This window comes from Bacillus sp. N5-665, assembly GCF_022637375.2.
In the GTDB taxonomy this organism is placed as follows: Bacteria; Bacillota; Bacilli; order Bacillales; family Bacillaceae_G; genus Bacillus_A; species Bacillus_A wiedmannii.
This window is the reverse complement of the sequence record NZ_CP093325.1, coordinates 1,764,201-1,788,295: the sequence shown is the minus strand read 5'-3', so window position 1 is coordinate 1,788,295 and position 24,095 is coordinate 1,764,201. Positions and strand designations below refer to the sequence as shown.

Sequence of the window (24,095 nt, the reverse complement as noted above, 5' to 3'; positions counted from 1 at the left end):
ATGTACTTAATCTTGATTAATCAAAATAACTGCAGGACCAGCGACTACTACTCCAGCTACTTCTATCTTTTCAAATTCCTTTACTGTAATAGATATAACTCCTTCTCTTTCCATTAATTCTTTACTCAGGACATCAGTCGGGATTGCTTTCACCGTCTTACCTCCTTTTCATTTATACAATATGATACAGTGAAACTTTAATTAGGCTGCCCGTTTATGCACGATAAAAATAACCCAATGCATCTATATATATGCATCACCTCCGCTTTCATTCCTTATTCCCTTCAAAACCCTTCTCTCCCTTCCGTAACGTATTGAAAAATAAAAAAGAAGCTATAACATATAGCTTCTAAATTTATTTAATCTCTCTGCACCTTATATTTCAAAACTCTACCATCTTTGTCAAATTGTAAAACAAGATGTTCACTATCTATAGGGATAAAGCCACGTTCAGTTCCAAGATAGTACGAAGTGATAACCCCGTTTTCTCCATTTCTCGTTTCAGTAGGCGTTCCTAATAATTGTGTAATTTCTTCATTTGATTTTCCTGTTAATTTATATTTTTGTATTAGATCATCTACCATATGTACCCGTTTATCTTCAGCATGTAACCATCGATCTTGATTAAACTTTGAAGTGTATGTATTCATACTTAATTGTGCAGTACATACTATTAACGGAATAAGTGCTACTATTAACACTCCCGACATTTGCTTCTTTTCTTCATTACGATTTTTAGCAACATATAAGATCGACTTTTGAATCATAACTAATAAAACAAATGGCACGACTATTACAAAAACGCTCGTTACACTTAATGACGTATGAGCCATACCAATAATAAACATAAAAGCAAGATACATTAGTATATACAAACAAATATAAACATACAAAATACCCCTTAATATAGTACTCAGAAAGCCCACCTCTTTTTAATTCATTATATAATTTATTCGGTTAATGGTTTCTCGAAGTTTTTCTAACTCTTGCTCAGTATATATTATTTTCCCTGTTAAGATCTCATTTCTGAAGAACGTTACAATTTGCTCTCTATCTTTTAATCTCGGCGTTTTTTCTTCAGAAAGATCTAGCACTTCTTTCCCGCTCTCATTATAAAAATATACAATCGGTTTTACATTTTCCTTTACAATATCTACTTGTACTTCTTTCAAACAATTGTATAGAATATGCGATAGTTTCTTCGCTCTATATACTGGATTCCCTTCATTTTTCACTTGTATCGTTAATGAATCTTCACCTGTAATGTATGCAAACGTCTCTTCTTTCTCTTCCTCTTGTTGATACTTGCCAATTTCATCAATCATAAATGAATATATACTAGCATTGTCTTTCGTTAAGCCATGAATTAATTTCCCTGTCCATTCTTTCGTCTCAAGTACATACATACCCGTTTTACTTAAAACAAGATGATGAATTCGAAAATCATTTCCACCGTGCTGATTTCTAATAAAAACATTCGGCATAATATGAAATTCATTATCTTTTATTATGCCTTGATCTACGAAGCCTCGCTTCATATAATGTAATGTTTCGTGTGTATTCACTTCAGCTCCATTTTTCGTATACTCTCGCAAATTTGCAATTAATTGTTGAAACATATGTATTTCGTTACTATGCTTTTCTTGCACTTCACTGCGTTCTTTACTATGTTGCACAGCTAATTGATTTTTCAACATACGCATATTTTCAAGTTCTCTAGCTGCACTTATTTGTAAATCATTGTATTTCTTCTGTTCCATATTTTTTAATGTATTTTGTTGTTCTTTATGCTCTGTAACTGTAGCTGCAATTTCATTTTCATACGTTTCAATTGCTTGTTTCTTTTCAAATTCTACTTGCTGACTCTCTGATTCTAGCTGCTTATTTTTATAGAACAGCACGAATGCTACAGCTAATAATAATAAAATCACACCTATTAGCAAATAATCCATATTTTTACTCCTTTATTTCATTTTCATTTATTTTTATAAACATCCATTATATTATACTATGCTTTCAATATACACTTTGTAAAAATTACATATTTTTAATGAAGAGAGACTTTAATAAGCGATTTTCCCCATTCCCCACTGATTGTTTCAGGTTGCCTGCAAATAGCAGAATAAAAGGCATCTCAGGCGAGATACCTTTTACGTGCATTTTATTGTACACCATACTCTATAAGCCTCACCGCGATGTAACTGTCTTATAACATTTCCATTTAATGATGGAGCATCCCGCAGATTCACATTATCACCAGTAATAGTCGCCACATAATGTTTATACTGAATGTAACTTGGATCATAGTATATCCATTCGTTTCCACCTAAAGCAAGCCAACCATCTTGTTCACTCAAAACTTCATACGATTCTCCTCTATTTAGCTGGCGAATTACACTAGATTGTAAAGATGGTCCACTCCGTAAATTTACATTATCGCCTTTAATTACAGCAACGCCGTAGACTGCAGTAGCAGTACTAGGTGGAGAAACATTTCCACCACCATTGGTTCCATTTCCTTGCAAAGCTTCTAATGAAACCGCTGCTGATACGTCACAATTTCCTACTACACCTGAAATTCGACCAGAATCTGTGTATTGCCATGCTGTCCACTCTGTCCATCCACCAGCATCAGCAGGCGGCGTACTAGAGTATTTAGAAATCCAAAGTGGAATATCACTTAATCCGTTAATTCCAAACTCATTAATATACCAAACTCCTGTATATAACATGACGTCTTTTCCAGTAGCCTGTTTCACATAATTTATGAAACTTCTTGCCCAATTAGATATAGCAGTACCAGTTAAATTACTATTACTCGGATTTATCGGTGATTCTAAATCTAAAACTGGCATTAAGTCTGTCTGATTGCTTTGTAATATGTTCACAAAATGTTTCGCTTCTGAAATTGCATCATTTAGTTCTGGATGTGCAAAATGGTATGCACCGATTAATACATTCGCATTTCGCGCTGCTTGTACATTTTGAACCAAAGTCGGATCAAGATTATTCACACCTTCTGTCGCTTTTGCATACGCCGCTGAAATACCCGATCCGATCCCTTCATTGCATTCCAATCAATGTTCCCTTCCCAATGAGACACATCGATAAACGTAATATTTGAACTAGATCTATCTTGCATATAAAAGCTCCTATCAATTTTTTTCATTTCGTATACATACAATATGTACAACTTTAATAAAGGGTCACGACGTTTATACTATAGACATTGAGAGCAAACATATTTTATAAACAAAGTAAAAAGGCCTTGTAATTACAAGGCCTTTTGTAAGATCCCTTTATTTTGTAGTAAATACATATTATAATACAACCCTTGCTCACTCAGTAATTCTTGATGTGTTCCTCTTTCTACTATTTCTCCATCATGCATAACAAAAATTTGATCTGCATCTTGAATTGTAGATAATCTGTGTGCAATTGCTATAGTCGTTCTCCCTTTTCGCATTTGCTGTAATGCTGTTTGGATCGCATCTTCTGTTTCTGTATCAATATTAGCTGTTGCTTCATCTAATACTAATACTTTCGGATTCGTTGCTATCGTTCTAGCAAAAGCAATTAATTGGCGTTGACCACTAGAAAATGCAGCTCCTCTTTCTACTACTTCTGTTTCATACTGCTCTGGTAATTTTTCAATAAACGTATTCGCTTGCACAAACTGTGCCGCTTCTTTTACTTCTTCATCCGTAATTTCTTCATTGTACATACGAATATTTTGTTTTACATTTCCCGCAAATAAAAATGCATCTTGCAATACGAGTCCTATTTTCTTTCTAATTTCTCGTTCTTCAAATTTCTCTAAATCTACACCATCTATTACAATATTTCCAGACTTAATATTATAAAATCGCATTAACAAATTCATAATAGTACTTTTTCCGCTACCAGTGTGCCCAACGAAAGCAACCGTTTGCCCTTGTTTCACGTGAAAAGATACATTTTTTAAAACATCACGTTTTCCATCATACGAAAAAGTAACATTTTTAAATTCAATTTCTCCATTAACAACTTGAGGATTTCCATCCCCTTTTTGAACTGGAGCTAAATCTTTCTCATCCATTAAATGAAATACACGTGATGATGAAACAAGTGCCTGTTGGAAGAATGATAATTTCATCATCATCTCATTTACAGGCTGGAAGAAACGATGTATATAATTAACAAACGCATATAAGACACCTACTTCAACAGGACTCTTCAATGCATCAATTCCAAATAAACCAAGTACTAACGCAATAGCCACAATATGAACTAAATCAGTTGCTGGACGTAAAAGTAACGCGTCTAACTTTAACGTCCGCCGCCCTGCACTATAATGTTTATTATTCACTTCTTCAAACTCTTTTCTCATACGCTTTTCTTGTCTGAACACTTGAACAATATTCATTCCTTGAATGGACTCATTTAACTTTGCATTTAACACGCTTAATTGATTACGTACTTCTAAATAAAAGGCTGCACTTTTCCGGCGATATAGCACCATAATCGCAAACATTATCGGAATTAATATGAGAGAAAATAGGGCTAGTTTTACATTTAATAAAAACATTGCTACTAAAATACCTATTAAAAAGACTACATTTTTGACAAATGTGGATAATACACTGACATAAAAATCTTTAATTGCTTCCGTATCATTCGTTATGCGCGATACAAGCGTACCAATCGGCGTACGATCAAAGAAACTTAATGACAACTTTTGAACATGATCATATACTTCAACACGCATATCTTGAACAATTTTAAAAGCGATATTTTGAAAATACAATAAGTCTAAATAAGTAAATAATACTTTTAATAAGTGAGCAATAAGATACACTACAAATAGAGTAACAAGTGCTGATTGATCAAAGTTACGTGGTACTAAATGTTCATCAAGAAATTGTTTAATTAAAAAAGGACCCATCATTTCAGTTACAGTTGCACCAACTAAAAAGATAAATGCTAAAGATAGCAACCTTTTATATGGCTTCATATAAGAAAGTAATCTACTTAAATCACTCCGCTTCTTCCCGGTCATCATACGCCTCCTTTCTCGACTAATGCTTCTAACTGCTGGCTCTCGTACATTTCTTTATACCAACCGTTTTCTTTCATTAATTGTTCATGTGTACCTCGTTGCACAATTCTGCCTTCATCCACAACAAGTATAAGATTGGCATGTTGAATTGCACTTAAACGATGAGCAGTAATAATCGTTGTTTTTCCTTCTCTTTCCCTCTTTAATGCATTTAAAATCGTTTCTTCTGTTTTTGCATCTACCGCTGATAAACAATCATCTAAAATTAAAATTTCCGCATTCGTTAATAAAGCACGTGCAATAGAGATTCTCTGTTTTTGGCCTCCAGATAACGAAACGCCTCTTTCTCCTACTACCGTTTCATATCCTTCTGAAAATTGGAGGATGTCATTATGAATACAAGCAATCTCTGCAGCGCGGGTTATTTCATTATATGTAGCATCCGCCTTTCCGAAGGCAATATTCTCCCCAATACTCGCTGAAAATAAAAAATGATCTTGCGGCACGTATGAAATGGCAGAACGGACACCGTAAAGTGTTACATCGCGAATATCCCGCTCCCCAACTTTTAATTCACCACTAAAATGATCATACTCACGGATTAAACATTTTAATAAAGTCGTTTTCCCTGCTCCTGTACGTCCGACAACGCCTAGTGTTTCACCCTTCTTCAAATCAAAGTGAACATCTATTAGCTGTAACAGTTCATTTTTCTTATATGAAAATGAATCGACCGCAAATGTAACATCACCGCTTGCTACTTTATGTACAGCATCTTCTCTATTTACTACATCTGATTTTTGCGAGAGAATTTTTTCTACACGGTCATACGAAGCACGCCCACGTTCCATAATGTTGAACAACCATCCAAAGGCTAACATTGGCCAAACGAGGGTACCTAAATACGTTGTAAATGTAACGAGATCACCTACAGTTAATTCACCCCTCACAACTAATACTGACCCGTAACACACTGCAATTAAAAAAGAAAATCCAACGATAAGAGAGATTGTTGGATCAAACAACGAATCAATACGTGCGACTAACATATTTTTATGTACAACATCTTCTGATTTTTTTCGAAATGCTTGTAAATCTTCTTTCTCTTGTCCAAGTGATCGAATTACCTTCATCCCACTCATACTCTCTTGCACTTTATCATTGATTTCTGAAAACGATTGCTGCGCTTTATGAAACCTTTTATGTAATAACGTTCCATAATAATTTGTCGAAATCGCTACAATCGGCATTGGAATTAAGCTTAACAATGTTAACTTCCAACTAATTGTAAAACCCATCGCTACGAGTACACATCCCCCAACCGCTAATGAGTCAACAAGTGTTAAAACGCCCGATCCAGCAGTTTGTTGAATCGCCTGAATATCATTAGTCGCATGCGCCATCAAATCACCCGTACGACGTGATTGATAGAAAGATGGGCTCATCTTTGTAAAATGTTCATATAAATTCTTTCGTAATTGACGGGCTAGTTTTAACGAAGATCCAAAAATCATAATACGCCATAAATAACGTAATATGTACATAGTAATCCCTACAACTACTAACAGAATAACCCACTTCAACAATTTTTCAGATGTTAATGTTCCATTATTAATTTCATCTACTACAATACCTAGTACTTTCGGAGCTACAAGTTCAAGAAGCGCGACACCAAATAACATAATAATTCCGATTATGTACGCTCGTTTTTCTTGTTTAAAAAACCACGCTAAATTAATAAATACTTTCATTTTTATCCTCCTCTCTTAAAATGAGCGATGTTTTCAGTTTACCAAAAATACTGAATTTTTAAAAGTTTTAAACACTTCGAAAAATCCAATAGGAAAGGGCACTCTTATCGAGTGCCCTTTAGCGCTTATTTTGTTTGTTGCTTGCTCATCGCGCTCATCATTTGATTGATTTTCTTTTGGGAAGGTTTTTGTCCCATTTGCATCATCATCATTTTTAACATTTGTTCATTAATTGGTGGATTTTTTTCTAAGTAGTTCATCATGTATTTGCGGGCAATGAAAAATCCTAACGCCACGCCTGCTACTAGTGCTACTACGCCCACTAGAATACCTAACCAAATTGGCATATATTTTCCTCCTTCATGTTGTCTACCTTACAGTGTACTAAAACCTTTTCAATAAGACAAGATACAATTCGACATTTTTTACACATATGTTCGTACTTGTTTTAGAGGATTCAGCCATCCATACTTTGTATTTTCATAATCCATAGCTAAAAATGTTAATTCACACTTTCTTAACACCTCAAAGAAAGTCGTTTCCATAGAGACATTTCCAGAGGTATTCATGCGAATATAGTGTGGTTTCACCATTATTTCGCCGTATTCCGCTCCTGTATAAAGTGTATGTGTATGGTGTGTTCGATCATATTTACCAAGAACCCGCAAAGCTTGTTCTAATTTATGATGAATTTTCATTACTTGTAATGGCCTCGTTATATACATCATTTGTTTATATAACACTTTTTTCTCCGAAAGGGAAACAGATTCTGAAAATCGAGAAAATAAATCAAAAAACAAATATTCACGACCAAAGTAAGCTTTCGCAATATCCTCTTGAATTAAATACAATTCATACGTTTTCATCTTTTGCCTCCCAATCTGGACAACCTTTTCCCTTCATTATATAGAAGAAATTTTGCAATGATTGTCTGACTGCGGAGAGATAAAAAACTTTTTCTGTCGAAAAAACTCATTTACATAGAAAAACCTCTCCATGCTGGAGAGATTTTTCTAAAATCATTAAAGCATTTCTTTTACTTTACGAACAACGTTCTCTACAGTAAATCCATACTCTTCCATAATCTTCTCACCAGGAGCAGAAGCACCGAATGTATCGATACCTAACACATCTCCGTCAAGACCTACGTAACGGTGCCATCCGAATGTAGCACCCATTTCGATTGCGAAACGTTTTGTTACTGCTTTTGGTAATACAGATTCTTTGTACTCAGCAGTTTGAGCTTCAAAGCGATCCATAGATGGCATGCTGACAACAGCTGCGTCAACGCCGTCTACTGCTAGAACTTTTTGTGCTTCAATAGCTAGACTTACTTCAGATCCAGTTGCAAGTAAGATTACATCAGCCGTTTCTTTCTTGCTTGCAGAAACTACATATGCACCTTTTGCTACTTTTTCATACGTATCGTCTTTTGCACCTTCTAATGTTGGAAGGTCTTGACGAGTTAATACTAAAGCAGTTGGTTTGTTTGTAGATTCTAGAGCTAGTCTCCAAGCTGCAACAGATTCGTTACCATCAGCTGGACGAATAACAGATACATTTGGCATTGCACGAAGCGCTGCTAATTGCTCGACTGGTTCATGTGTTGGACCGTCTTCACCAACAGCGATACTGTCGTGTGTGAATACATACGTTACTGGCAATTGCATTAATGCTGCAAGACGAATTGCTGGACGTAAGTAATCAGAGAATACGAAGAACGTACCACCGTAAGTTTTTAAACCGCCATGTAGTGCAATACCGTTCATTGCTGCACCCATTGCAAACTCACGTACACCGTACCAAATGTTTTTACCGCTGTAATCATCTCTTGTAAAGTCTTTTTCGTTATTCATGTATGTTTTGTTAGAACCAGCAAGGTCAGCAGATCCACCGAAGAATGATGGTACAGACTCTGCAATTGCATTAATTACAGCACCTGAAGAATTACGAGTTGCTGCTTTTGATCCTAATTCATAAGTTGGTAAGTTTTGCTCCCAACCTTCTGGAAGAAGACCATTCATTGCCGCTTGCAATTCATTTGCTAATTCTGGGTATGCTTGTGCATATTCACCTAGCATCGTGTTCCACGCTGCTTGCGCAGTTTCACCAACATCTTGTACTGTTTTACGGAAGTTGTCATATACTTCTTCTGCTACATGGAAGTCTTGCTCAGCAGTCCAAGCATATGCTTCTTTCGTTAATTTTGTTTCGTCTACACCAAGTGGAGAACCATGTGAAGCTGATTTTCCTGATTTGTTTGGAGAACCGAAACCAATTGTCGTTCTTACTTCAATTAGCGTTGGGCGTTTTTCGTCAGCTTTCGCTTCTTCGATTGCTTTCGCGATAGCTTCAATATCGTTTCCATCCTCAACACGGATTACTTGCCATCCGTATGCTTTGTAACGATCTTCTACACTTTCAGAGAATGAACGATTTAAATCGCCATCTAATGAAATATCGTTTGAATCATAAAGCACAACTAGACGACCTAATTGTAAATGAGCAGCTAATGAAGATGCTTCAGCAGAAACGCCTTCCATTAAATCTCCATCACCACAAATAGCGTATGTATGATGATCTACTACATTATACGCATCACGGTTATATTTAGCCGCTAAATGTCTTTCAGCCATTGCCATACCTACAGCAGTTGCAATACCTTGTCCAAGTGGACCAGTAGTTGCGTCTACACCTGCTGTATGACCGTACTCAGGATGTCCTGGAGTTTTGCTTCCCCATTGACGGAAGTTCTTTAAGTCATCCATTGTTACATCATAACCAGATAGGTGAAGTAGGCTGTATAATAACATTGAACCATGACCTGCAGATAATACGAAACGATCACGGTTAAACCACGTTGGGTTATTTGGATTGTGTTTCATAAATTGAGTCCATAATGTATAAGCCATTGGTGCTGCACCCATTGGCATTCCTGGGTGACCAGAGTTTGCTTTTTCAATCGCATCGATGGATAATGTGCGAATCGTGTTGATAGAAAGTTGTTCGATTGAATGTGACATGCTATTCTTCCCTTCGCTTATATTAGTAAACGTTTTATACATTTATATGATAGCTTCCCACGCAAGATTATACAACATGTATCGACAAATATGTTGATATTTTTTTGGATTTTCATAAAAAAATCAATGATTTAGGGAATGTATGGGCATTCAATATGACATACTTTTTCATTATTTTTATTTTAAAAAGAAAGGGAATTATCTGTATATTTATTCATCATTTTCAAATTCCATAATGCAAAATATATCCTTCCCCATTTTTCACTCTGCAAAGCAAACGAATAAAAGAATTTAAATCTTGGCATAATTTATCTCGATCAAATACGTATCTTTCATATTCTCCATCAGTATTATTATCATTTTCCCATTGAAACTGCCCTGTCAGTTCGATTGTTTCTGGCGCTAGAGAAAACATGTTAACTAGCGAACAAAATAACTGTTCTGCTATCACTGCCCCTTGCTGTTCTATTTTCGTAATACCATAATAGTGAATTCCAAATCCTTCTGCTCTTTTCGCTGGATAATAGTTCGGAATCCAATGGGTAAAATCTAATAGATATACGATTAGCTCATCACTTAATACAACACACTCATCTATCTTTGCCTCTTCTTTATATAGAAAACAAAGTTCAATCCAATCTATACCTATAAAATCCAACCCTTTTTTTTCATTCGAAACAAATACAAACTCGTGCTGTAAAGCCAAATTATCCCCCCTATTGCTCACATTTATTATTCTTATTATATAAAAAAGCACCTTTTATAGGTGCTTAAAATAAATTATACAATTTTCTTCCGTATCGAACTTGAAATAAAATCAATGATAATTACCATTAAAATAATACCCAATAAAATAATACCCACACGAGACCAATTGCGTGAACTCAGTGCAAAAATTAGAGGCGTACCAATCCCACCTGCTCCAATAACACCTAAAATAGCAGCGGATCGTACATTAATTTCGAACCTGTATAACGTATACGATAGAAAATCCGGTAATACTTGTGGCAATACTGCATACCAAAGTATTTGAAAGCGATTCGCACCTGTAGCTATTAACGCTTCCGTCGGTCCTTTATCTATATTTTCAATTCCTTCTGAATATAATTTCCCTAACATTCCGATAGAGTGTAATCCTAAAGCTAGAACTCCGGCAAAGGAGCCTGGTCCAACAGCTTTTATAAATAAAAGAGCCATAACTAATTCAGGAAATGTACGAACAAAACTAAGTACAAATTTCCCAGTTCCTGACGTTAATTTTCCACTGCTCATATTCGTTGCCGCCCAAAAAGCGAATGGAACAGATAAAAAGGCAGAAATAAATGTACCTAATATCGCAATTGCCAACGTATCAATTAAGCCATGTAATAAATCTTCACCATCTGGCAAAGATACATACGACCAATCTGGATTCAATACACCTGTCATAATTGCTTTTGTAATTTCTCCTGCCGTATCCTTTATTCCCTCTAGCGGGACTCCTGAAAAAGCCCATACATAAACAAATGCAAGTGCTATAAAAATAAACCAGCGATACACACTCGGTTTCTTCGGTTTTGGTACAATTATCGTCGTTTTACTCATTATAATTTCTCCCGCAACAATGTACTTACATAATCAATTAACAATACAACAACAAGAGTATAAATAATAATAGATGCAGTTTGTTGATATTGTAAAAATCCAAGTGTACGGTCATAGTACAACCCAATACCACCCGCTCCTACTAAACCTAAAACAGCTGCTGCACGTACGTTCACCTCAAATGTATAAAGAACATAGGAGACAAAATGTGCTTTCACTTGCGGAATTACCCCATACACAATCCATTGCACTTTATTTGCTCCTACTGCTGTCATCGCCTCTAATGGACCTGGATCAATCGATTCCATTGACTCATACAACAATTTCGCCACGAGCCCAATTGAGAAAAAAGTAAGAGCTAAAATACCTGGAAGTGGTCCTATTCCAAAAATAGCTACGAAAATTGCCGCTAATAATAAATCTGGTATCGTTCGGATAAAATTTAAAACCAATCGAGCTGGACCGTACAAAAATGTACTAGTAAACACATTACTTGCCGCAAATAGTGCCAGTGGAATAGCTAAAATCGCTCCTAAAGTCGTCCCCATAATCGCCATACGTATTGTATCTAACATCGCTGTTGTAATAACTTGAAAATAACTCCAATCAGGCGGCACCATCTCTTTTAACAAATCAATTATATTAGGAAAACCAACTACTAGCTTTGAAAATGATGCGTCGACCTGTACACTACTTCCCCACAACAGTAAAATGACTAGAATAGCCGTTAACATATGTTTCAACTTACTCGGCGGCTTCGGTATCGATTTCGAATATATCGTCGCGTCATTCATTTAACTGCCACCTCTAATAATTCACTTTTCTGCGCTACGTCTCCATAAATTTCAGCAAATTTTTCATCCGTTGCCTCTTCTACTGAACCATCAAAAACAATTTCGCCTGCATGTAATCCAATAATGCGTGTCGCATATTGCCTAGCTAAATCAATAGAATGTAAGTTTACAATTGTTGTAATCCCAAAATCTTCATTAATTTTTTTCAAATCATCTAATACTTGCTTTGTTGTTAGCGGATCTAACGACGCAACAGGTTCATCTGCCAATATGATTTTTGCTTCTTGCGCCAACGCTCTAGCAATCGATACACGTTGCTGTTGTCCTCCTGATAATTCATCAGCTCGCGCATATGCTTTTTCTAAAATATTCACCCTTTTTAACGATTGAAAGGCAAGCTCCAAATCTTCTTTTGGAAATAGACCTAACGTTGTACGAAAAGTCGAATGGTATCCAACACGCCCAGCTAATACATTCTTCAAAACCGTTGATCGTTTTACAAGGTTAAAACTTTGAAAAATCATACCAATATCCCGGCGCATGCGTCGTAATTCTTTTCCTTTCGCAGCAGTAATAGACTCACCTTCAATCAAGATTTCTCCTTCTGTAATCTCATGAAGGCGATTTACCGATCTAAGAAGTGTAGACTTTCCAGCCCCCGACAGCCCTACCATTACAACAAACTCACCTTTTTGAATGTTCAAGTTTATATTATTCAATCCTTTTGTACCATTCGAATACATTTTGGAAACATTTCGAAATTCTATCACACATCTTACCTACCTTCTATGTATTCAAAATGGCAAACTAACTGGAAACATACACCTTCCAGTTAGCTGCCATTTCCATATGTATTATTGCGTTTTTACTTTCTTTCCATATTCACGAACGATATCAAATTTACTATCATCAGATTTAACATATCCTTCATGTGAATATACTTCTTTAATGATTTTGTGACCTTCCTCATTCTTTCCTATTTCAATGAAAGCGTCCTGTAATTTCTTACTCCACTCTGCATCTAAATCAGAACGTACCGAAATCGTATCGTTTGGAATGTTTTCCGTAAATTTCACTATTTTCGTTTGATCGAATATATTCGGATAATCTTTTTTCACAATATTACGAGCATCTTGGAATACAACAGCTGCATCTACATCACCATTTAAAAGCGCAATAAGCGACTGATCGTGACCTTTTAATGTAACAGGTTTCACATCTTTTAACGGATCAACGCCCTCTTTTAATAGTACAGCCGCAGGCCACACATATCCCGCTGATGACGTTACATCTTGATAACCAATTTTTTTACCTTTTAAATCTTTTACACTATTAATATTTGAATCTTTCTTAACTACAAACTCAGATTTATAAAAGTCTACTAAATCCTTTGTAGGAGCTCCCGTTTCATCATCTACTCCAAAACGTTGTGCTTGTAAAATTACGTTTGCAGCCTTTTTCTCATGCGCTAGCACATACGCTGTTGGGGGTAAAAATCCTACATCTACTTGCTTAGATGCCATCGCTTCTACAATTGTATTGTAATTCGTTGAAATACTAACTTTTACTGGAATATTTAACTTATCACTTAATAGCTTTTCCAATGGTTTTGCCTTCGCCTCTAACGTATCTGCATTTTGAGAAGGAACAAATTGAACATTTAAGGTCTTCGGTACATAACCTTTTTTCGTATCTTCAGTTTTACTTGCACTTGATTCTTTCGTTCCACAACCACTTAATAATCCCGCCGCTAGTACAACTGTCGTACTCATTGCAAAAACTTTTTTCAACATATTAATGCCTCCATTTTTGTTGTTATAAAATCGCCTTCCGTAAACATGAAGAAATATATCACACATTTTCACGTATAATTGCTTATTTACAGAATCTTTACACATTCTATACATTCTCATTAAAATTCTCTTCATATATTTGATATGCTTAATTAGTAGATAACAATAGAAAAGGTGAATGATATTGAATCCAAATCAAATTGTAACTTTAAACATTTTATTAACAAGTGATATACATGGCACTGTTTATCCAATTCACTACCAAGATAACTCTCAAGCTGAAATTGGTTTAGCCAAAATTTCTACTCTTATAAAAAAAGAACGTTCCCAAAATAGAAACGTTCTTTTAATTGATAACGGTGACTTCATACAAGGAACACCCTTTACTTATCATTACGCTACATATGAAGAAGATAAGAAAAATCCAATGTCTTTATTAGCGAACTATTTACGTTATGATGCTGCAGTTATTGGGAATCATGAATTTAATTATGGAATGGACATATTAAATAATGCTATTTCTACTGCAAACTTTCCCTATCTATCAGCAAATATTTTAGATAAAAACAGAAAAGAACCTTATTTCGGGAAACCATATATAATAAAACATATTGAATCAAATATAAAAATTGCTATTTTAGGGATGACAACGCATTACATTCCCAATTGGGAACAACCCCATCACATTCAAGATTTACAATTTGAAGATGCATTAGAAACAACAAAAAGATGGGTTTCTTACATTCGCGAACACGAGAAACCCGATTTATTAGTCGTAGCCTACCATGGGGGATTTGAACGCGATTTACAAACTGGGTTACCGACTGAAGTTTTAACAGGTGAAAACCAAGGATATGCAATGTGCCATGAAATTGAAGGCATAGACATTTTACTAACAGGCCACCAACACCGGGAAATCGCTCACACCGTAATGAATGGTGTAACAATTTTACAGACTGGATGTAATGGGCAATCAGTTGGAAAAATAACCGTAACCTTCGAAAGAATGGAACAGAAGTGGCTTAAAAAAGAAAGTTATTCAGAGTTGTTGACGGTGCAAGGAATTGAGGCAGATTCAGATGTTCTTTCCTTAGCATCTGATTATGAAGAGAATACACAAAATTGGCTCGATCAACCAATTGGAATAATCTATGGGGACATGCAAATTTCAGATGCTATGCAAACTCGTTTGCAAGATCATCCTTTTATTGAATTCATAAATAAAATACAAATGGATATAGCTAATGTTTCCATTTCTTGTACAAGCTTATTCCATAATACATCTCCAGGTTTCCCTAATCGCGTAACAATGCGTGACATCGTTTCTAATTATATTTATCCAAATACATTAAAAGTAATTAGAATAACTGGAGCGGATATAAAAGATGCCCTTGAACTCTCTGCTTCTTATTTCATATTAAAAGCAGATGGAACTATCATCGTAAACCCTGCCTACATAGAACCAAAGCCGCAACACTATAATTACGATATGTGGGAAGGAATTTCGTACGTATTAAACATTTCCAAACCAATTGGCGAGAGAGCAGAATCCTTACAGTATAAAGGCGCTCCACTTCATATGAACGAAGAATATGACGTCGTTATGAATAATTATCGCGCAAGCGGCGGAGGGAACTTCTTTATGTTTCAAAATAAGCCCGTAATAAAAGACATACCAACAGATATGTCTGAACTTATCGCTAACTATATATTGAAGCACAAAAAGATAGAAGCAACAGTCAATAACAACTGGAAAGTTATTAAATAACGGATATAATAAATAAAAAAGATGGGCTTCGCCCATCTTTTAGTTTAATTTTGCATTATCTTGCTTTTTTAAAGCTTTTAATTTCGCCGGTGTAACATCAGTACCTTCTTCGTTAACAACTTTAATTCCTTTAAGTTCGTTTAACATATTTTGACGAAATCCTTTTAAATATTGTTCACGTAGCGATTGGCGCTCACGTTGTTCTTCTTCAGTTAAACCTTCAGCTTTTGCTTTTTTCGCTAAGAAGTTAATGCGTTCAATGAGTTCGTGACTTTGCATCTCGAATCCCCCTTTTACTCAAAACTGATTATTATCATACAATAGTTAGTCCTCTTTATCAAGCAATTGCTTTGTATATTCTACATATCTTCGATGTACAGTTGCTTTTGAAACATCATGACCAAAACCACGAAGTGTTGCTGCAATTTCTTCAAAAGTTAATTCATTCCGGCGTAAACGTACAATTTCCTCAATTGGCACTTCTTTTTTCTCACGTCCTATACTTAAATGACGATTTTTCAAATTATTCTCTGGACGAAATCCTTTCTCTACCGCTCTTTGCATGCCACGTTTAATTTTTAAATTGTGGATCTTTCTTTGATACTCTTCAACAATCCCAATTATATCTAGCACCATCGAATCAGAGTCAGAGAGTTCTAATTCTCCATTATGCCTATGCGTATATACTTTTATTCCCTCTTTATGTAAACAGTGCATTAATGCAATCTTTGCATTCCCTCTACCAAGGCGCGTTTCATCTTGTATGAGAAGTACATCAACTTGTTCATCGCGAATTGTATCTAGCACTTCTAATATGCCATCACGTTCAATTGTATAACCACTAGCCTGCTCCTCAATCACCTTTACAACATTCATTTGATAGCGCTCAGCTAAATGCAATAATTCATCTTTTTGACGCAATAATGATGTTTCCTGTTCTTCTTTTGTTGTGCTCACACGTGCATAAATAATTGCATTCATTTTGAACCCTTCTTTCTCACTATATTTTCCTTATTAGTGTATCATAAATTCGTCTTTCGTTCGAACTTATGTTTGTAGAATGTTTTTTCGCATGTTATACTTATTAATAAGAAAAATGAAAGAAAACGAGGTGTTAGAAAACATGGAAAAGTTAACGAAACGCCAGCAAGACATTCTCGACTTTATTAAGCTAAAAGTACAAGAAAAAGGATATCCACCTTCCGTACGTGAAATCGGTCAAGCAGTCGGCCTCGCTTCTAGTTCTACAGTGCACGGACATTTATCACGACTAGAAGAAAAAGGATATATTCGACGCGATCCAACAAAACCACGAGCAATTGAAATTTTAGGTGACAACCGAATGGATACAGAAACACAATCTGTTATTCAAGTTCCAATTGTCGGAAAAGTTACTGCTGGATTACCGATTACAGCAGTTGAAAGTGTAGAAGATCACTTCCCACTTCCAGCTAGCATTGTTGCTGGAGCAGACCAAGTATTTATGTTACGTATTTCCGGAGATAGTATGATTGAAGCTGGTATTTTCGATGGGGATTTAGTTGTTGTTCGCCAACAACAGTCTGCATACAACGGTGAAATTGTAGTCGCTTTAACAGAAGATAACGAAGCAACTGTTAAACGTTTCTATAAAGAAAAAGACCATTTCCGTCTACAACCGGAAAACTCTTCATTAGAACCTATCATTTTAAAACAAGTGTCAGTTATTGGAAAAGTAATTGGCGTATATCGTGATTTACATTAAGAATAATAAAAGAAGATAATTACCTTATCTATATACGGTAATTATCTTCTTTTTTTGTATTTTGATAGATTTTCATACATTTTATTTCTTATGAACGAGTTTCAATCGTCACATCGCCAGCAGCTGTTTTACCGCTAATCTTTTTACTACCATTGCCAATTGTTATATTTTTATTTTCTTCATTAAAAATCATCACGTCGCCAGCAGCGCTTTGCCCAGTTATAACTGCATCTTGTGGTTTTTCTAATAAAGTAATATCTACATCCCCAGCAGTTGAACTTGCCTCTACATCATACTTCGGATCATGATCCACAACATATACATCCCCGCTAGCCGTTTTCGCTGTTACTTTCCCTATTACCTTTTTTAAATTCACCTCACCAGCTTTTGTAGAACCCTCCACACTCTTAGCTGTGACATGTTTCAAATCTACTTCTCCAGCGAGTGTCCCAACACTTACACGATCACTTTTCACATCACTTACTTCTATTTGTCCAGTTGATGAATTTATTTTTATCTCTTGGTAAGAACGTTCTGGTACAAATATAGTCAATGTAGACGTTTGAAACTTGAAATTGTAAAAGGAAAAATCAAATGAAGCACCTTTTTCTCTTTCCCCAATAATTTTTAATGTATCACCATCTTCGGCAATACGAATCTCTTGTTTACGTGCATCTCCTGTGTGCTTTACATAAAAAGAAGAGTCGGGAGATTTTTGGACAACAATATCCCCAGCGTCTAACTTAACTTGTATATTTTTTAATGTTTCGTTTTTAATAACGTCTTCTTTGTTTCCTTTTTCTGCAGTTTGCACTGCTTTTTCATATGTTTGTGAAATCCCTATTACTCCAATAATGATACAAGCGATAGCTACTAACAATATTTTCTTCATCATCTACTCCCCTTTTATCATTTTGAAGTTCCATATTACATAACGTACGCATAACTTTTTAAACCACTTCGTACTATAATAAGCGATAATACATAACAACAAACCTACTCCAACAAACGTTATACTAACGAATACATCCAACCATATAAAAGTACCCATAAATACTTTTGCAATAACAAAAAATGGTGTCACTACACTAGCAATCCCACCGACCCAAAAAGAAAATATAAAAGCGATAATTGCAACTAACGGGCCTAACACAATAATGAAATTAAACAAACTAAGTCCAATCGCAGCCATGACAGCCCTTGTTATATTCGAAGTAGATGGGTCCTTTTTCATTTCATCAAAGCGATACAAAGCAAGTAAGTCTTTCGCAATTACTTTCGGAGAACCAAGGCCTTTTATTATTTCCGATTCAGTTTTCCCCTCTTCTTTCCCAAACTGAAAATGCTCTTCATAATCAAATAAAATATCTTTCCCCTCTTCTTCCGGTAACTTTCTAAGATGACTTGATAATTCTTTAAGGAACTGTTCTTTACTCATCCCATTCCACCCCTTCAATAATTTCTTGTACGCCTTTTGCAAAATCACGCCACTCCGTTACTAACAAATTCAGTTGCGTCTCCCCTTGCTCCGTTAGTTGATAATATTTACGAGGTGGCCCCTCTGTAGATTCTTTTAAATACGTTTGAAAATATCCTTCTTTCGTTAAACGACGTAATAAAGGATACACTGACCCTTCCGATATTAAAAATTTATTTGAGATTTGCTGAACAAGTTCATAGCCGTAACAATCTTTACGTTTCACAAGTGCTAAAACACAAAGTTCTAACACGCCTTTTTTAAACTGAACGTTCAAGGTCAATCCCCCTTTCTCATTTCAGTACTATTCAATACACGGTACCTATTATATCCATAATATAACACTTAGTATTATTCATTGCAAGGTACTATATTTTTCAATACTTAATTTTCGAATTAAATACATCCACACCATATTTCAACTTCCACATTTTCATTCATAGCTAGCACGCATTTTAAATAATCCACATGACTTTTTTCGGGCATTTTGCGGGCACCCATCTAATTCATTTCACAAGCCTTTATATTTGCCCACAAATAAAAAAAGCCCTGATACCGTAGTATCAAGGCTTTTTTCTCTCTTAGTATAGAGACATATATTGATCGCGTTCCCATTGGTGAACTTGCGTGCGGAAGATGTCCCACTCAATCTCTTTCGCTTCGATGAAGTGCTCAAGTAAATGCTCTCCTAGTGCACCGCATACTACTTCATTAGATTGTAATGTAACTAATGCTTGCGCTAATGTTGCTGGTAAGTCAACGATGCCAGCTTCTTCGCGCTCTTCTTTCGTCATTACATAGATGTTACGGTCTACTGCAGCTGGTGGAGTTAATTTGTTTTTAATTCCATCAAGACCTGCTGCTAATAATGTAGCCATTACTAAATATGGGTTTGCAGCTGGGTCAACACTACGTACTTCTACGCGTGTACTAATACCACGAGATGCAGGGATACGTACTAATGGGCTACGGTTTTGTGCAGACCATGCTACGTAACAAGGAGCTTCGTATCCAGGTACTAAACGCTTGTAAGAGTTTACAGTTGGATTTGCTACCGCTGTAAATGCTGGTGCGTGTTTTAAAATACCTGCGATGAAGTGACGAGCATCATCACTTAATTGTAATTCACCGTTTTGATCGAAGAATACGTTCTCACCATTTTTGAATAGTGATAAGTTACAGTGCATACCTGAACCGTTCACACCGTATAATGGTTTTGGCATAAATGTTGCGTGTAAACCGTGTTTACGAGCAATTGTTTTTACAACAAGTTTGAATGTTTGAATGTCATCACATGAGCGAATTGCATTTGCATATTTAAAGTCAATTTCGTGTTGCCCTGGAGCAACCTCATGGTGAGACGCTTCAATTTCAAAGCCCATTTCTTCAAGTTCAAGAACGATATCACGACGACAGTTTTCCCCTAGATCCATCGGCGCAAGGTCGAAGTACCCACCGTTATCGTTTAATTCTAATGTTGGATTTCCTTTTTCATCTACTTTAAATAGGAAGAATTCCGGCTCTGGTCCAAGATTGAAATCTGAGAATCCTAATGCTTCCATTTCTTTTAATACACGCTTTAAGTTGTTACGTGGATCACCATCAAATGGAGTGCCATCTGCATTGTAAATATCACAGATTAATCGAGCTACTTTCCCTTTTTCAGCTGTCCAAGGGAAAATTACCCAAGTATCCAAATCCGGATATAAATACATATCCGATTCTTCAATACGTACGAAACCTTCAATAGAAGATCCATCAAACATCATTTTGTTATCAAGAGCTTTTGTTAATTGGCTCACTGGAATTTCTACGTTTTTAATTACTCCTAAAAGGTCCGTAAATTGTAAGCGGATATACTTTACATTCTCTTCTTTCGCCAAACGGAAAATATCTTCTCTTGTGTACCTAGCCATTATAAATTCCTCCTTAGTCCCTCTAAACACCTTCAGAATCAGTTATCTTTAGTGAAAAAACCTTGAAATGTCACCTTGTCGCAATGAAGTCCGATTAAATCTACCTGTATGTTGTAGTTCATCTCGAAGTATTTTGCGAAGCTCAGTTTTTGAAATTTCTTTCGTTTCTTCTTTTACTTTCACTGTTTCTGTTTGATTTACTTTCATTAGTAACACTTGTTTAATACCAGCCATATTCAAGCCTTGATCTAATAAATCTTTAATCTCTAACAACTTATCTACATCGTTAAATGAAAATAATCTACGATTCCCCTTTGTACGGGTTGGAGAAACAAGATTATGCTCTTCATAGTAGCGAATTTGACGTGCAGATAATTGTGTTAAATCCATAACAATACCAATAGGAAACAGCGGGGCAGAACGTCTATCTTCTTTCATTGTTTCAGTTCCTCCTTCGCCTTAACTGCTTCTCATTTTATACCATGTTACGTTTAGTGTCAATAGATGTTAGCTTTTCTTACATGATTTTTTTATAAATTTTTTCATTCTTTTTTCTAATGAAATTAATCATTACTTTCATTAGAAAAAAGCTGTCGAAATCGACAGCTTCCCCTTAAGAAATTGTTAATAATTCTTTTTCAATTAACGCATCAATTGCAGAACAAATCGCAATCTTCACATGTGAATAAGTTAACCCACCTTGCACGTAAGCAACATAAGGCGGACGAATTGGACCATCAGCTGACAATTCAATACTTGCACCTTGAATAAACGTTCCCGCAGCCATAATTACATCATCTTCATAACCCGGCATATAGTTGGCATATGGAGTGAAGTGAGAATTAATTGGAGATGCATATTGAATCGCTTGGCAGAATGCAATCATACGATCTTTATCATCAAATTGAACAGACTGAATTAAATCTGTTCTTGGTGCATTCCATGCTGGTGATGTATTCATTCCTAACTTCTCTAAAAATGCAGCTGTAAAAATCGCACCTTTTAGTGCTTGTCCCGCTACATGCGGCGCTAAGAAGAAACCTTGATACATTTCTTGCAGACTGTATAAAGATGCCCCTGCTTCCGCACCGATTCCCGGAGATGTTAAACGATATGCACACGCTTCAACATACTGTTCTTTACCAACAATGTAACCACCAGTTTTAACAATTCCACCACCAGGATTTTTAATAAGCGAACCTGCCATTAAATCTGCACCAACATGACATGGCTCTTGCTCTTCAATAAACTCACCATAACAGTTATCTACAAACACAACAACATCAGGTTTAATTTCTTTAACGAATGCTATCATCTCTTTAATTTGAGAAATAGTAAACGATGGACGAGTAGCATAACCTTTTGAGCGCTGAATCCCAATCATCTTCGTATTACTATGAATTGCAGTCGCAACAGCTCCAAAATCAACAAGCCCCTCTTCAGTAAGCGGAACTGCATTATAACCAATATTATATTCTTTAAATGAACCTACACCTTTTCCGCGTACACCAACGATTTCTTCTAACGTATCATACGGTTTGCCAGTGATGTACAATAACTCATCTCCCGGACGTAAAACACCGAATAACGCTGTAGAAATAGCATGAGTACCTGAAATAATTTGCGGACGAACAAGACCAGCTTCCGCTCCAAATACATCCGCATACACTTTTTCTAACGTATCACGGCCAATATCATCATAACCGTAACCTGTCGTCGGAATAAAATGCGAATCACTAATTTTATGTTTACGGAAACTTTCTAACACTCGAAACTGATTGCTTTCAATTACTTCATCCGCGCGTTTATGTACTTCTGTAATCTGGCTCTCTACTTCTTTTACGATTGGAGCAATTTTTTCTCCATTTTTCAAACGATCAAACATTTTTATTTTCTCCTTCTTCCACTAAAAATCTCTTTAATTGCACATTAAGCGATGAATGAGCAAAAATATACCCCACGCAATCATATACAAATTTATCTTCCAGAAACTCCATCTTTGTTAATAGCGTCTCCGTCTTTAATAGCATTAACAACTTACCTTCACTCGGTGGAATTTCCACTTGATAACGATTCATTTCTTCCTTCATTTTCGTTTCTATCGCTTCTTTTATATGCAATAAATCACTTTGTTCAAAGGCACTAGTCATTAAGAAGTCACTTTTCGGAAACGGAATAAAATTTTGATGTAATTCATCTTTTTTATTATATAACGTAATAATAGGAATATGATTAATTTCAAGTTCTGACAATAATTGTTTTACTGTTTTCTCATGCCCTACATAATTAGGATCCGCTGAATCAACTACATGTAAAATAACATCCGCTTCACCAGCTTCTTCTAATGTCGAACGAAAAGCAGCAATTAATGACGTAGGTAAATCTTGTATAAAGCCCACCGTATCAGTCAGTAATACTGTATAACCTGAAGGTAACGGCATCTTCCTTGTCGTCGGGTCTAGCGTTGCAAACAACAAGTTTTCTTCAAACGTATCTGCTTCCGTCAATCTATTAAACAGTGTAGATTTTCCCGCATTCGTATACCCTATTAATGAAACTTGAAATACTTTATTATCTTTTCTTCTCTCACGATATCTTTTTCGATGCTCCACAACAACTGCAAGTTGTTTCTTTATTTCATCAACGCGTGATCGAATATGACGACGATCCGTCTCAAGTTTCGTCTCACCCGGCCCTCTCGTTCCAATACCACCACCAAGACGTGATAAAGACAATCCTTGCCCCATAAGACGTGGCATTGTATATTGCAACTGAGCTAATTCTACTTGAAGCTTACCTTCCCTCGACTTCGCACGTTGCGCAAAAATATCTAATATTAGTTGCGTTCGATCAATTACCCTCGCATCTAATACCGAGGATAAATTCCGAATTTGACTCGGCGTTAATTCGTTATTAAATACGATAACATCCGGTTCTAATTCTTCCGTTAACATTGTAAGCTCTTCTAATTTACCTTTACCTATATAAGTCGCCGGATGAAACTTCGGTCGTTTTTGCGTTGTAGACACTAACAATTCTGCTCGTGCAGTCTTCGCTAGCGATGCAAGCTCTTTCATGGAATGCATAAACTTTTCATCATCATCTTGTGGCAATTGACAGCCTACTAATATGACTTTTTCTTTTTCTTCCATCAAATATGTTCACTCATCCTTTTCGAAATTTAAACCTTCTAATATAATAGCAGAG

The 24,095-nt window shown here is 35.8% G+C and carries 24 protein-coding genes and 1 pseudogene; 2 read left to right on the top strand and 23 right to left on the bottom strand.

Going from position 1 to position 24,095, the window contains the following annotated elements; genetic code table 11:
- Positions 1 to 6: 6 nt before the first annotated feature.
- From MNO09_RS11735 to MNO09_RS11670, 14 genes and pseudogenes are all read right to left on the bottom strand, one after another.
- Positions 7 to 153, bottom strand: coding sequence for a BC1881 family protein (locus MNO09_RS11735; RefSeq protein WP_000644411.1), 147 nt, complete (start codon positions 151 to 153; stop codon positions 7 to 9).
- A 206-nt stretch (positions 154 to 359) separates the two neighbouring features.
- Positions 360 to 926: a hypothetical protein gene (locus MNO09_RS11730; RefSeq protein ID WP_078183007.1), complete on the bottom strand. Its 567-nt coding sequence runs from the start codon at positions 924 to 926 to the stop codon at positions 360 to 362.
- Between the two features lie 6 nt (positions 927 to 932).
- Positions 933 to 1,952 (bottom strand): nuclease-related domain-containing protein, encoded by a 1,020-nt coding sequence (locus MNO09_RS11725; RefSeq protein WP_088107041.1) that lies wholly within the window; start codon positions 1,950 to 1,952, stop codon positions 933 to 935.
- A 219-nt stretch (positions 1,953 to 2,171) separates the two neighbouring features.
- Positions 2,172 to 3,142 (bottom strand): annotated as a pseudogene (locus MNO09_RS11720) (GH25 family lysozyme); the annotation flags it as partial.
- A 132-nt stretch (positions 3,143 to 3,274) separates the two neighbouring features.
- On the bottom strand, positions 3,275 to 5,038 hold the full coding sequence (locus tag MNO09_RS11715; RefSeq protein ID WP_000145979.1) for an ABC transporter ATP-binding protein: 1,764 nt from the start codon (positions 5,036 to 5,038) through the stop codon (positions 3,275 to 3,277).
- On the bottom strand, positions 5,038 to 6,789 hold the full coding sequence (locus tag MNO09_RS11710) for an ABC transporter ATP-binding protein (protein ID WP_000862361.1): 1,752 nt from the start codon (positions 6,787 to 6,789) through the stop codon (positions 5,038 to 5,040). The genes MNO09_RS11715 and MNO09_RS11710 overlap by 1 nt, the downstream gene beginning before the upstream one ends.
- Positions 6,790 to 6,914: 125 nt before the next feature.
- A complete protein-coding gene (locus MNO09_RS11705; RefSeq protein WP_001123316.1) occupies positions 6,915 to 7,136 on the bottom strand; it encodes a YneF family protein in 222 nt (73 codons plus the stop codon).
- Positions 7,137 to 7,214: 78 nt separating this feature from the next.
- Positions 7,215 to 7,655, bottom strand: coding sequence for a sporulation inhibitor of replication protein SirA (gene sirA, locus MNO09_RS11700; protein WP_000860651.1), 441 nt, complete (start codon positions 7,653 to 7,655; stop codon positions 7,215 to 7,217).
- Positions 7,656 to 7,811: 156 nt separating this feature from the next.
- Positions 7,812 to 9,812, bottom strand: a complete 2,001-nt coding sequence (tkt, locus tag MNO09_RS11695; protein WP_000019757.1) for a transketolase — start codon at positions 9,810 to 9,812, stop codon at positions 7,812 to 7,814.
- Between the two features lie 223 nt (positions 9,813 to 10,035).
- Complete coding sequence (locus MNO09_RS11690) at positions 10,036 to 10,518, bottom strand: hypothetical protein (protein ID WP_001207847.1); 483 nt, start codon at positions 10,516 to 10,518, stop codon at positions 10,036 to 10,038.
- Positions 10,519 to 10,592: 74 nt separating this feature from the next.
- Positions 10,593 to 11,396 (bottom strand): phosphonate ABC transporter, permease protein PhnE, encoded by an 804-nt coding sequence (phnE, locus tag MNO09_RS11685; RefSeq protein ID WP_070169033.1) that lies wholly within the window; start codon positions 11,394 to 11,396, stop codon positions 10,593 to 10,595.
- Complete coding sequence (gene phnE, locus MNO09_RS11680; protein ID WP_000996078.1) at positions 11,396 to 12,190, bottom strand: phosphonate ABC transporter, permease protein PhnE; 795 nt, start codon at positions 12,188 to 12,190, stop codon at positions 11,396 to 11,398. Before phnE (MNO09_RS11680) ends, phnE (MNO09_RS11685) begins: the two co-directional genes overlap by 1 nt.
- Positions 12,187 to 12,960, bottom strand: a complete 774-nt coding sequence (gene phnC / locus MNO09_RS11675; RefSeq protein ID WP_070169034.1) for a phosphonate ABC transporter ATP-binding protein — start codon at positions 12,958 to 12,960, stop codon at positions 12,187 to 12,189. Before phnC ends, phnE (MNO09_RS11680) begins: the two co-directional genes overlap by 4 nt.
- Before the next feature lie 84 nt (positions 12,961 to 13,044).
- On the bottom strand, positions 13,045 to 13,983 hold the full coding sequence (locus tag MNO09_RS11670) for a phosphate/phosphite/phosphonate ABC transporter substrate-binding protein (protein WP_000915074.1): 939 nt from the start codon (positions 13,981 to 13,983) through the stop codon (positions 13,045 to 13,047).
- A 184-nt stretch (positions 13,984 to 14,167) separates the two neighbouring features.
- Here MNO09_RS11670 and MNO09_RS11665 point away from each other — a divergent pair, with 184 nt between their 5' ends.
- Positions 14,168 to 15,751 (top strand): bifunctional metallophosphatase/5'-nucleotidase, encoded by a 1,584-nt coding sequence (locus MNO09_RS11665; RefSeq protein WP_001069267.1) that lies wholly within the window; start codon positions 14,168 to 14,170, stop codon positions 15,749 to 15,751.
- 39 nt (positions 15,752 to 15,790) lie between these two features.
- Here the strand turns inward: MNO09_RS11665 and MNO09_RS11660 are convergent, their stop codons facing one another.
- Positions 15,791 to 16,030: a DUF896 domain-containing protein gene (locus MNO09_RS11660; RefSeq protein WP_001190582.1), complete on the bottom strand. Its 240-nt coding sequence runs from the start codon at positions 16,028 to 16,030 to the stop codon at positions 15,791 to 15,793.
- 45 nt (positions 16,031 to 16,075) lie between these two features.
- On the bottom strand, positions 16,076 to 16,732 hold the full coding sequence (locus MNO09_RS11655; protein WP_000991474.1) for a YneB family resolvase-like protein: 657 nt from the start codon (positions 16,730 to 16,732) through the stop codon (positions 16,076 to 16,078).
- Between the two features lie 142 nt (positions 16,733 to 16,874).
- Here MNO09_RS11655 and lexA point away from each other — a divergent pair, with 142 nt between their 5' ends.
- Positions 16,875 to 17,495: a transcriptional repressor LexA gene (gene lexA, locus MNO09_RS11650; RefSeq protein ID WP_000413737.1), complete on the top strand. Its 621-nt coding sequence runs from the start codon at positions 16,875 to 16,877 to the stop codon at positions 17,493 to 17,495.
- An 88-nt stretch (positions 17,496 to 17,583) separates the two neighbouring features.
- On the opposite strand, the gene MNO09_RS11645 is transcribed toward lexA, so the two are convergent.
- From MNO09_RS11645 to hflX, 7 genes are all read right to left on the bottom strand, one after another.
- Positions 17,584 to 18,390 carry a DUF4097 family beta strand repeat-containing protein gene (locus MNO09_RS11645; protein ID WP_000976124.1) on the bottom strand — a complete coding sequence of 269 codons (807 nt, stop codon included), beginning with the start codon at positions 18,388 to 18,390 and terminating at the stop codon, positions 17,584 to 17,586.
- Entirely contained in the window at positions 18,391 to 18,933 is a 543-nt protein-coding gene (locus tag MNO09_RS11640) for a DUF1700 domain-containing protein (RefSeq protein WP_000032403.1), read from the bottom strand.
- Positions 18,926 to 19,249, bottom strand: a complete 324-nt coding sequence (locus tag MNO09_RS11635; RefSeq protein ID WP_001102620.1) for a PadR family transcriptional regulator — start codon at positions 19,247 to 19,249, stop codon at positions 18,926 to 18,928. The genes MNO09_RS11640 and MNO09_RS11635 overlap by 8 nt, the downstream gene beginning before the upstream one ends.
- Positions 19,250 to 19,553: 304 nt before the next feature.
- Complete coding sequence (gene glnA / locus MNO09_RS11630; protein WP_000135339.1) at positions 19,554 to 20,888, bottom strand: type I glutamate--ammonia ligase; 1,335 nt, start codon at positions 20,886 to 20,888, stop codon at positions 19,554 to 19,556.
- A gap of 48 nt (positions 20,889 to 20,936) precedes the next feature.
- Complete coding sequence (gene glnR, locus MNO09_RS11625) at positions 20,937 to 21,326, bottom strand: transcriptional repressor GlnR (protein ID WP_000656785.1); 390 nt, start codon at positions 21,324 to 21,326, stop codon at positions 20,937 to 20,939.
- Between the two features lie 175 nt (positions 21,327 to 21,501).
- Entirely contained in the window at positions 21,502 to 22,773 is a 1,272-nt protein-coding gene (locus tag MNO09_RS11620) for a methionine gamma-lyase family protein (RefSeq protein WP_000460307.1), read from the bottom strand.
- Positions 22,766 to 24,040 carry a GTPase HflX gene (gene hflX, locus MNO09_RS11615; RefSeq protein ID WP_000391405.1) on the bottom strand — a complete coding sequence of 425 codons (1,275 nt, stop codon included), beginning with the start codon at positions 24,038 to 24,040 and terminating at the stop codon, positions 22,766 to 22,768. The genes MNO09_RS11620 and hflX overlap by 8 nt, the downstream gene beginning before the upstream one ends.
- Positions 24,041 to 24,095 lie beyond the last annotated feature (55 nt).

Excerpts from the sequence above, each read along its gene's own strand:
- phnE (WP_000996078.1), bottom strand. The coding sequence starts at position 12,190 with ATGAATGACGCGACGATATATTCGAAATCGATACCGAAGCCGCCGAGT.
- hflX (WP_000391405.1), bottom strand. The coding sequence starts at position 24,040 with ATGGAAGAAAAAGAAAAAGTCATATTAGTAGGCTGTCAATTGCCACAA.
- sirA (WP_000860651.1), bottom strand. The coding sequence starts at position 7,655 with ATGAAAACGTATGAATTGTATTTAATTCAAGAGGATATTGCGAAAGCT.
- glnA (WP_000135339.1), bottom strand. The coding sequence starts at position 20,888 with ATGGCTAGGTACACAAGAGAAGATATTTTCCGTTTGGCGAAAGAAGAG.
- glnR (WP_000656785.1), bottom strand. The coding sequence starts at position 21,326 with ATGAAAGAAGATAGACGTTCTGCCCCGCTGTTTCCTATTGGTATTGTT.
- MNO09_RS11620 (WP_000460307.1), bottom strand. The coding sequence starts at position 22,773 with ATGTTTGATCGTTTGAAAAATGGAGAAAAAATTGCTCCAATCGTAAAA.
- MNO09_RS11655 (WP_000991474.1), bottom strand. The coding sequence starts at position 16,732 with ATGAATGCAATTATTTATGCACGTGTGAGCACAACAAAAGAAGAACAG.
- phnE (WP_070169033.1), bottom strand. The coding sequence starts at position 11,396 with ATGAGTAAAACGACGATAATTGTACCAAAACCGAAGAAACCGAGTGTG.
- tkt (WP_000019757.1), bottom strand. The coding sequence starts at position 9,812 with ATGTCACATTCAATCGAACAACTTTCTATCAACACGATTCGCACATTA.
- MNO09_RS11715 (WP_000145979.1), bottom strand. The coding sequence starts at position 5,038 with ATGACCGGGAAGAAGCGGAGTGATTTAAGTAGATTACTTTCTTATATG.
- MNO09_RS11710 (WP_000862361.1), bottom strand. The coding sequence starts at position 6,789 with ATGAAAGTATTTATTAATTTAGCGTGGTTTTTTAAACAAGAAAAACGA.
- MNO09_RS11705 (WP_001123316.1), bottom strand. The coding sequence starts at position 7,136 with ATGCCAATTTGGTTAGGTATTCTAGTGGGCGTAGTAGCACTAGTAGCA.
- MNO09_RS11660 (WP_001190582.1), bottom strand. The coding sequence starts at position 16,030 with ATGCAAAGTCACGAACTCATTGAACGCATTAACTTCTTAGCGAAAAAA.
- MNO09_RS11725 (WP_088107041.1), bottom strand. The coding sequence starts at position 1,952 with ATGGATTATTTGCTAATAGGTGTGATTTTATTATTATTAGCTGTAGCA.
- MNO09_RS11670 (WP_000915074.1), bottom strand. The coding sequence starts at position 13,983 with ATGTTGAAAAAAGTTTTTGCAATGAGTACGACAGTTGTACTAGCGGCG.
- MNO09_RS11640 (WP_000032403.1), bottom strand. The coding sequence starts at position 18,933 with ATGAGTAAAGAACAGTTCCTTAAAGAATTATCAAGTCATCTTAGAAAG.
- lexA (WP_000413737.1), top strand. The coding sequence starts at position 16,875 with ATGGAAAAGTTAACGAAACGCCAGCAAGACATTCTCGACTTTATTAAG.
- MNO09_RS11645 (WP_000976124.1), bottom strand. The coding sequence starts at position 18,390 with ATGATGAAGAAAATATTGTTAGTAGCTATCGCTTGTATCATTATTGGA.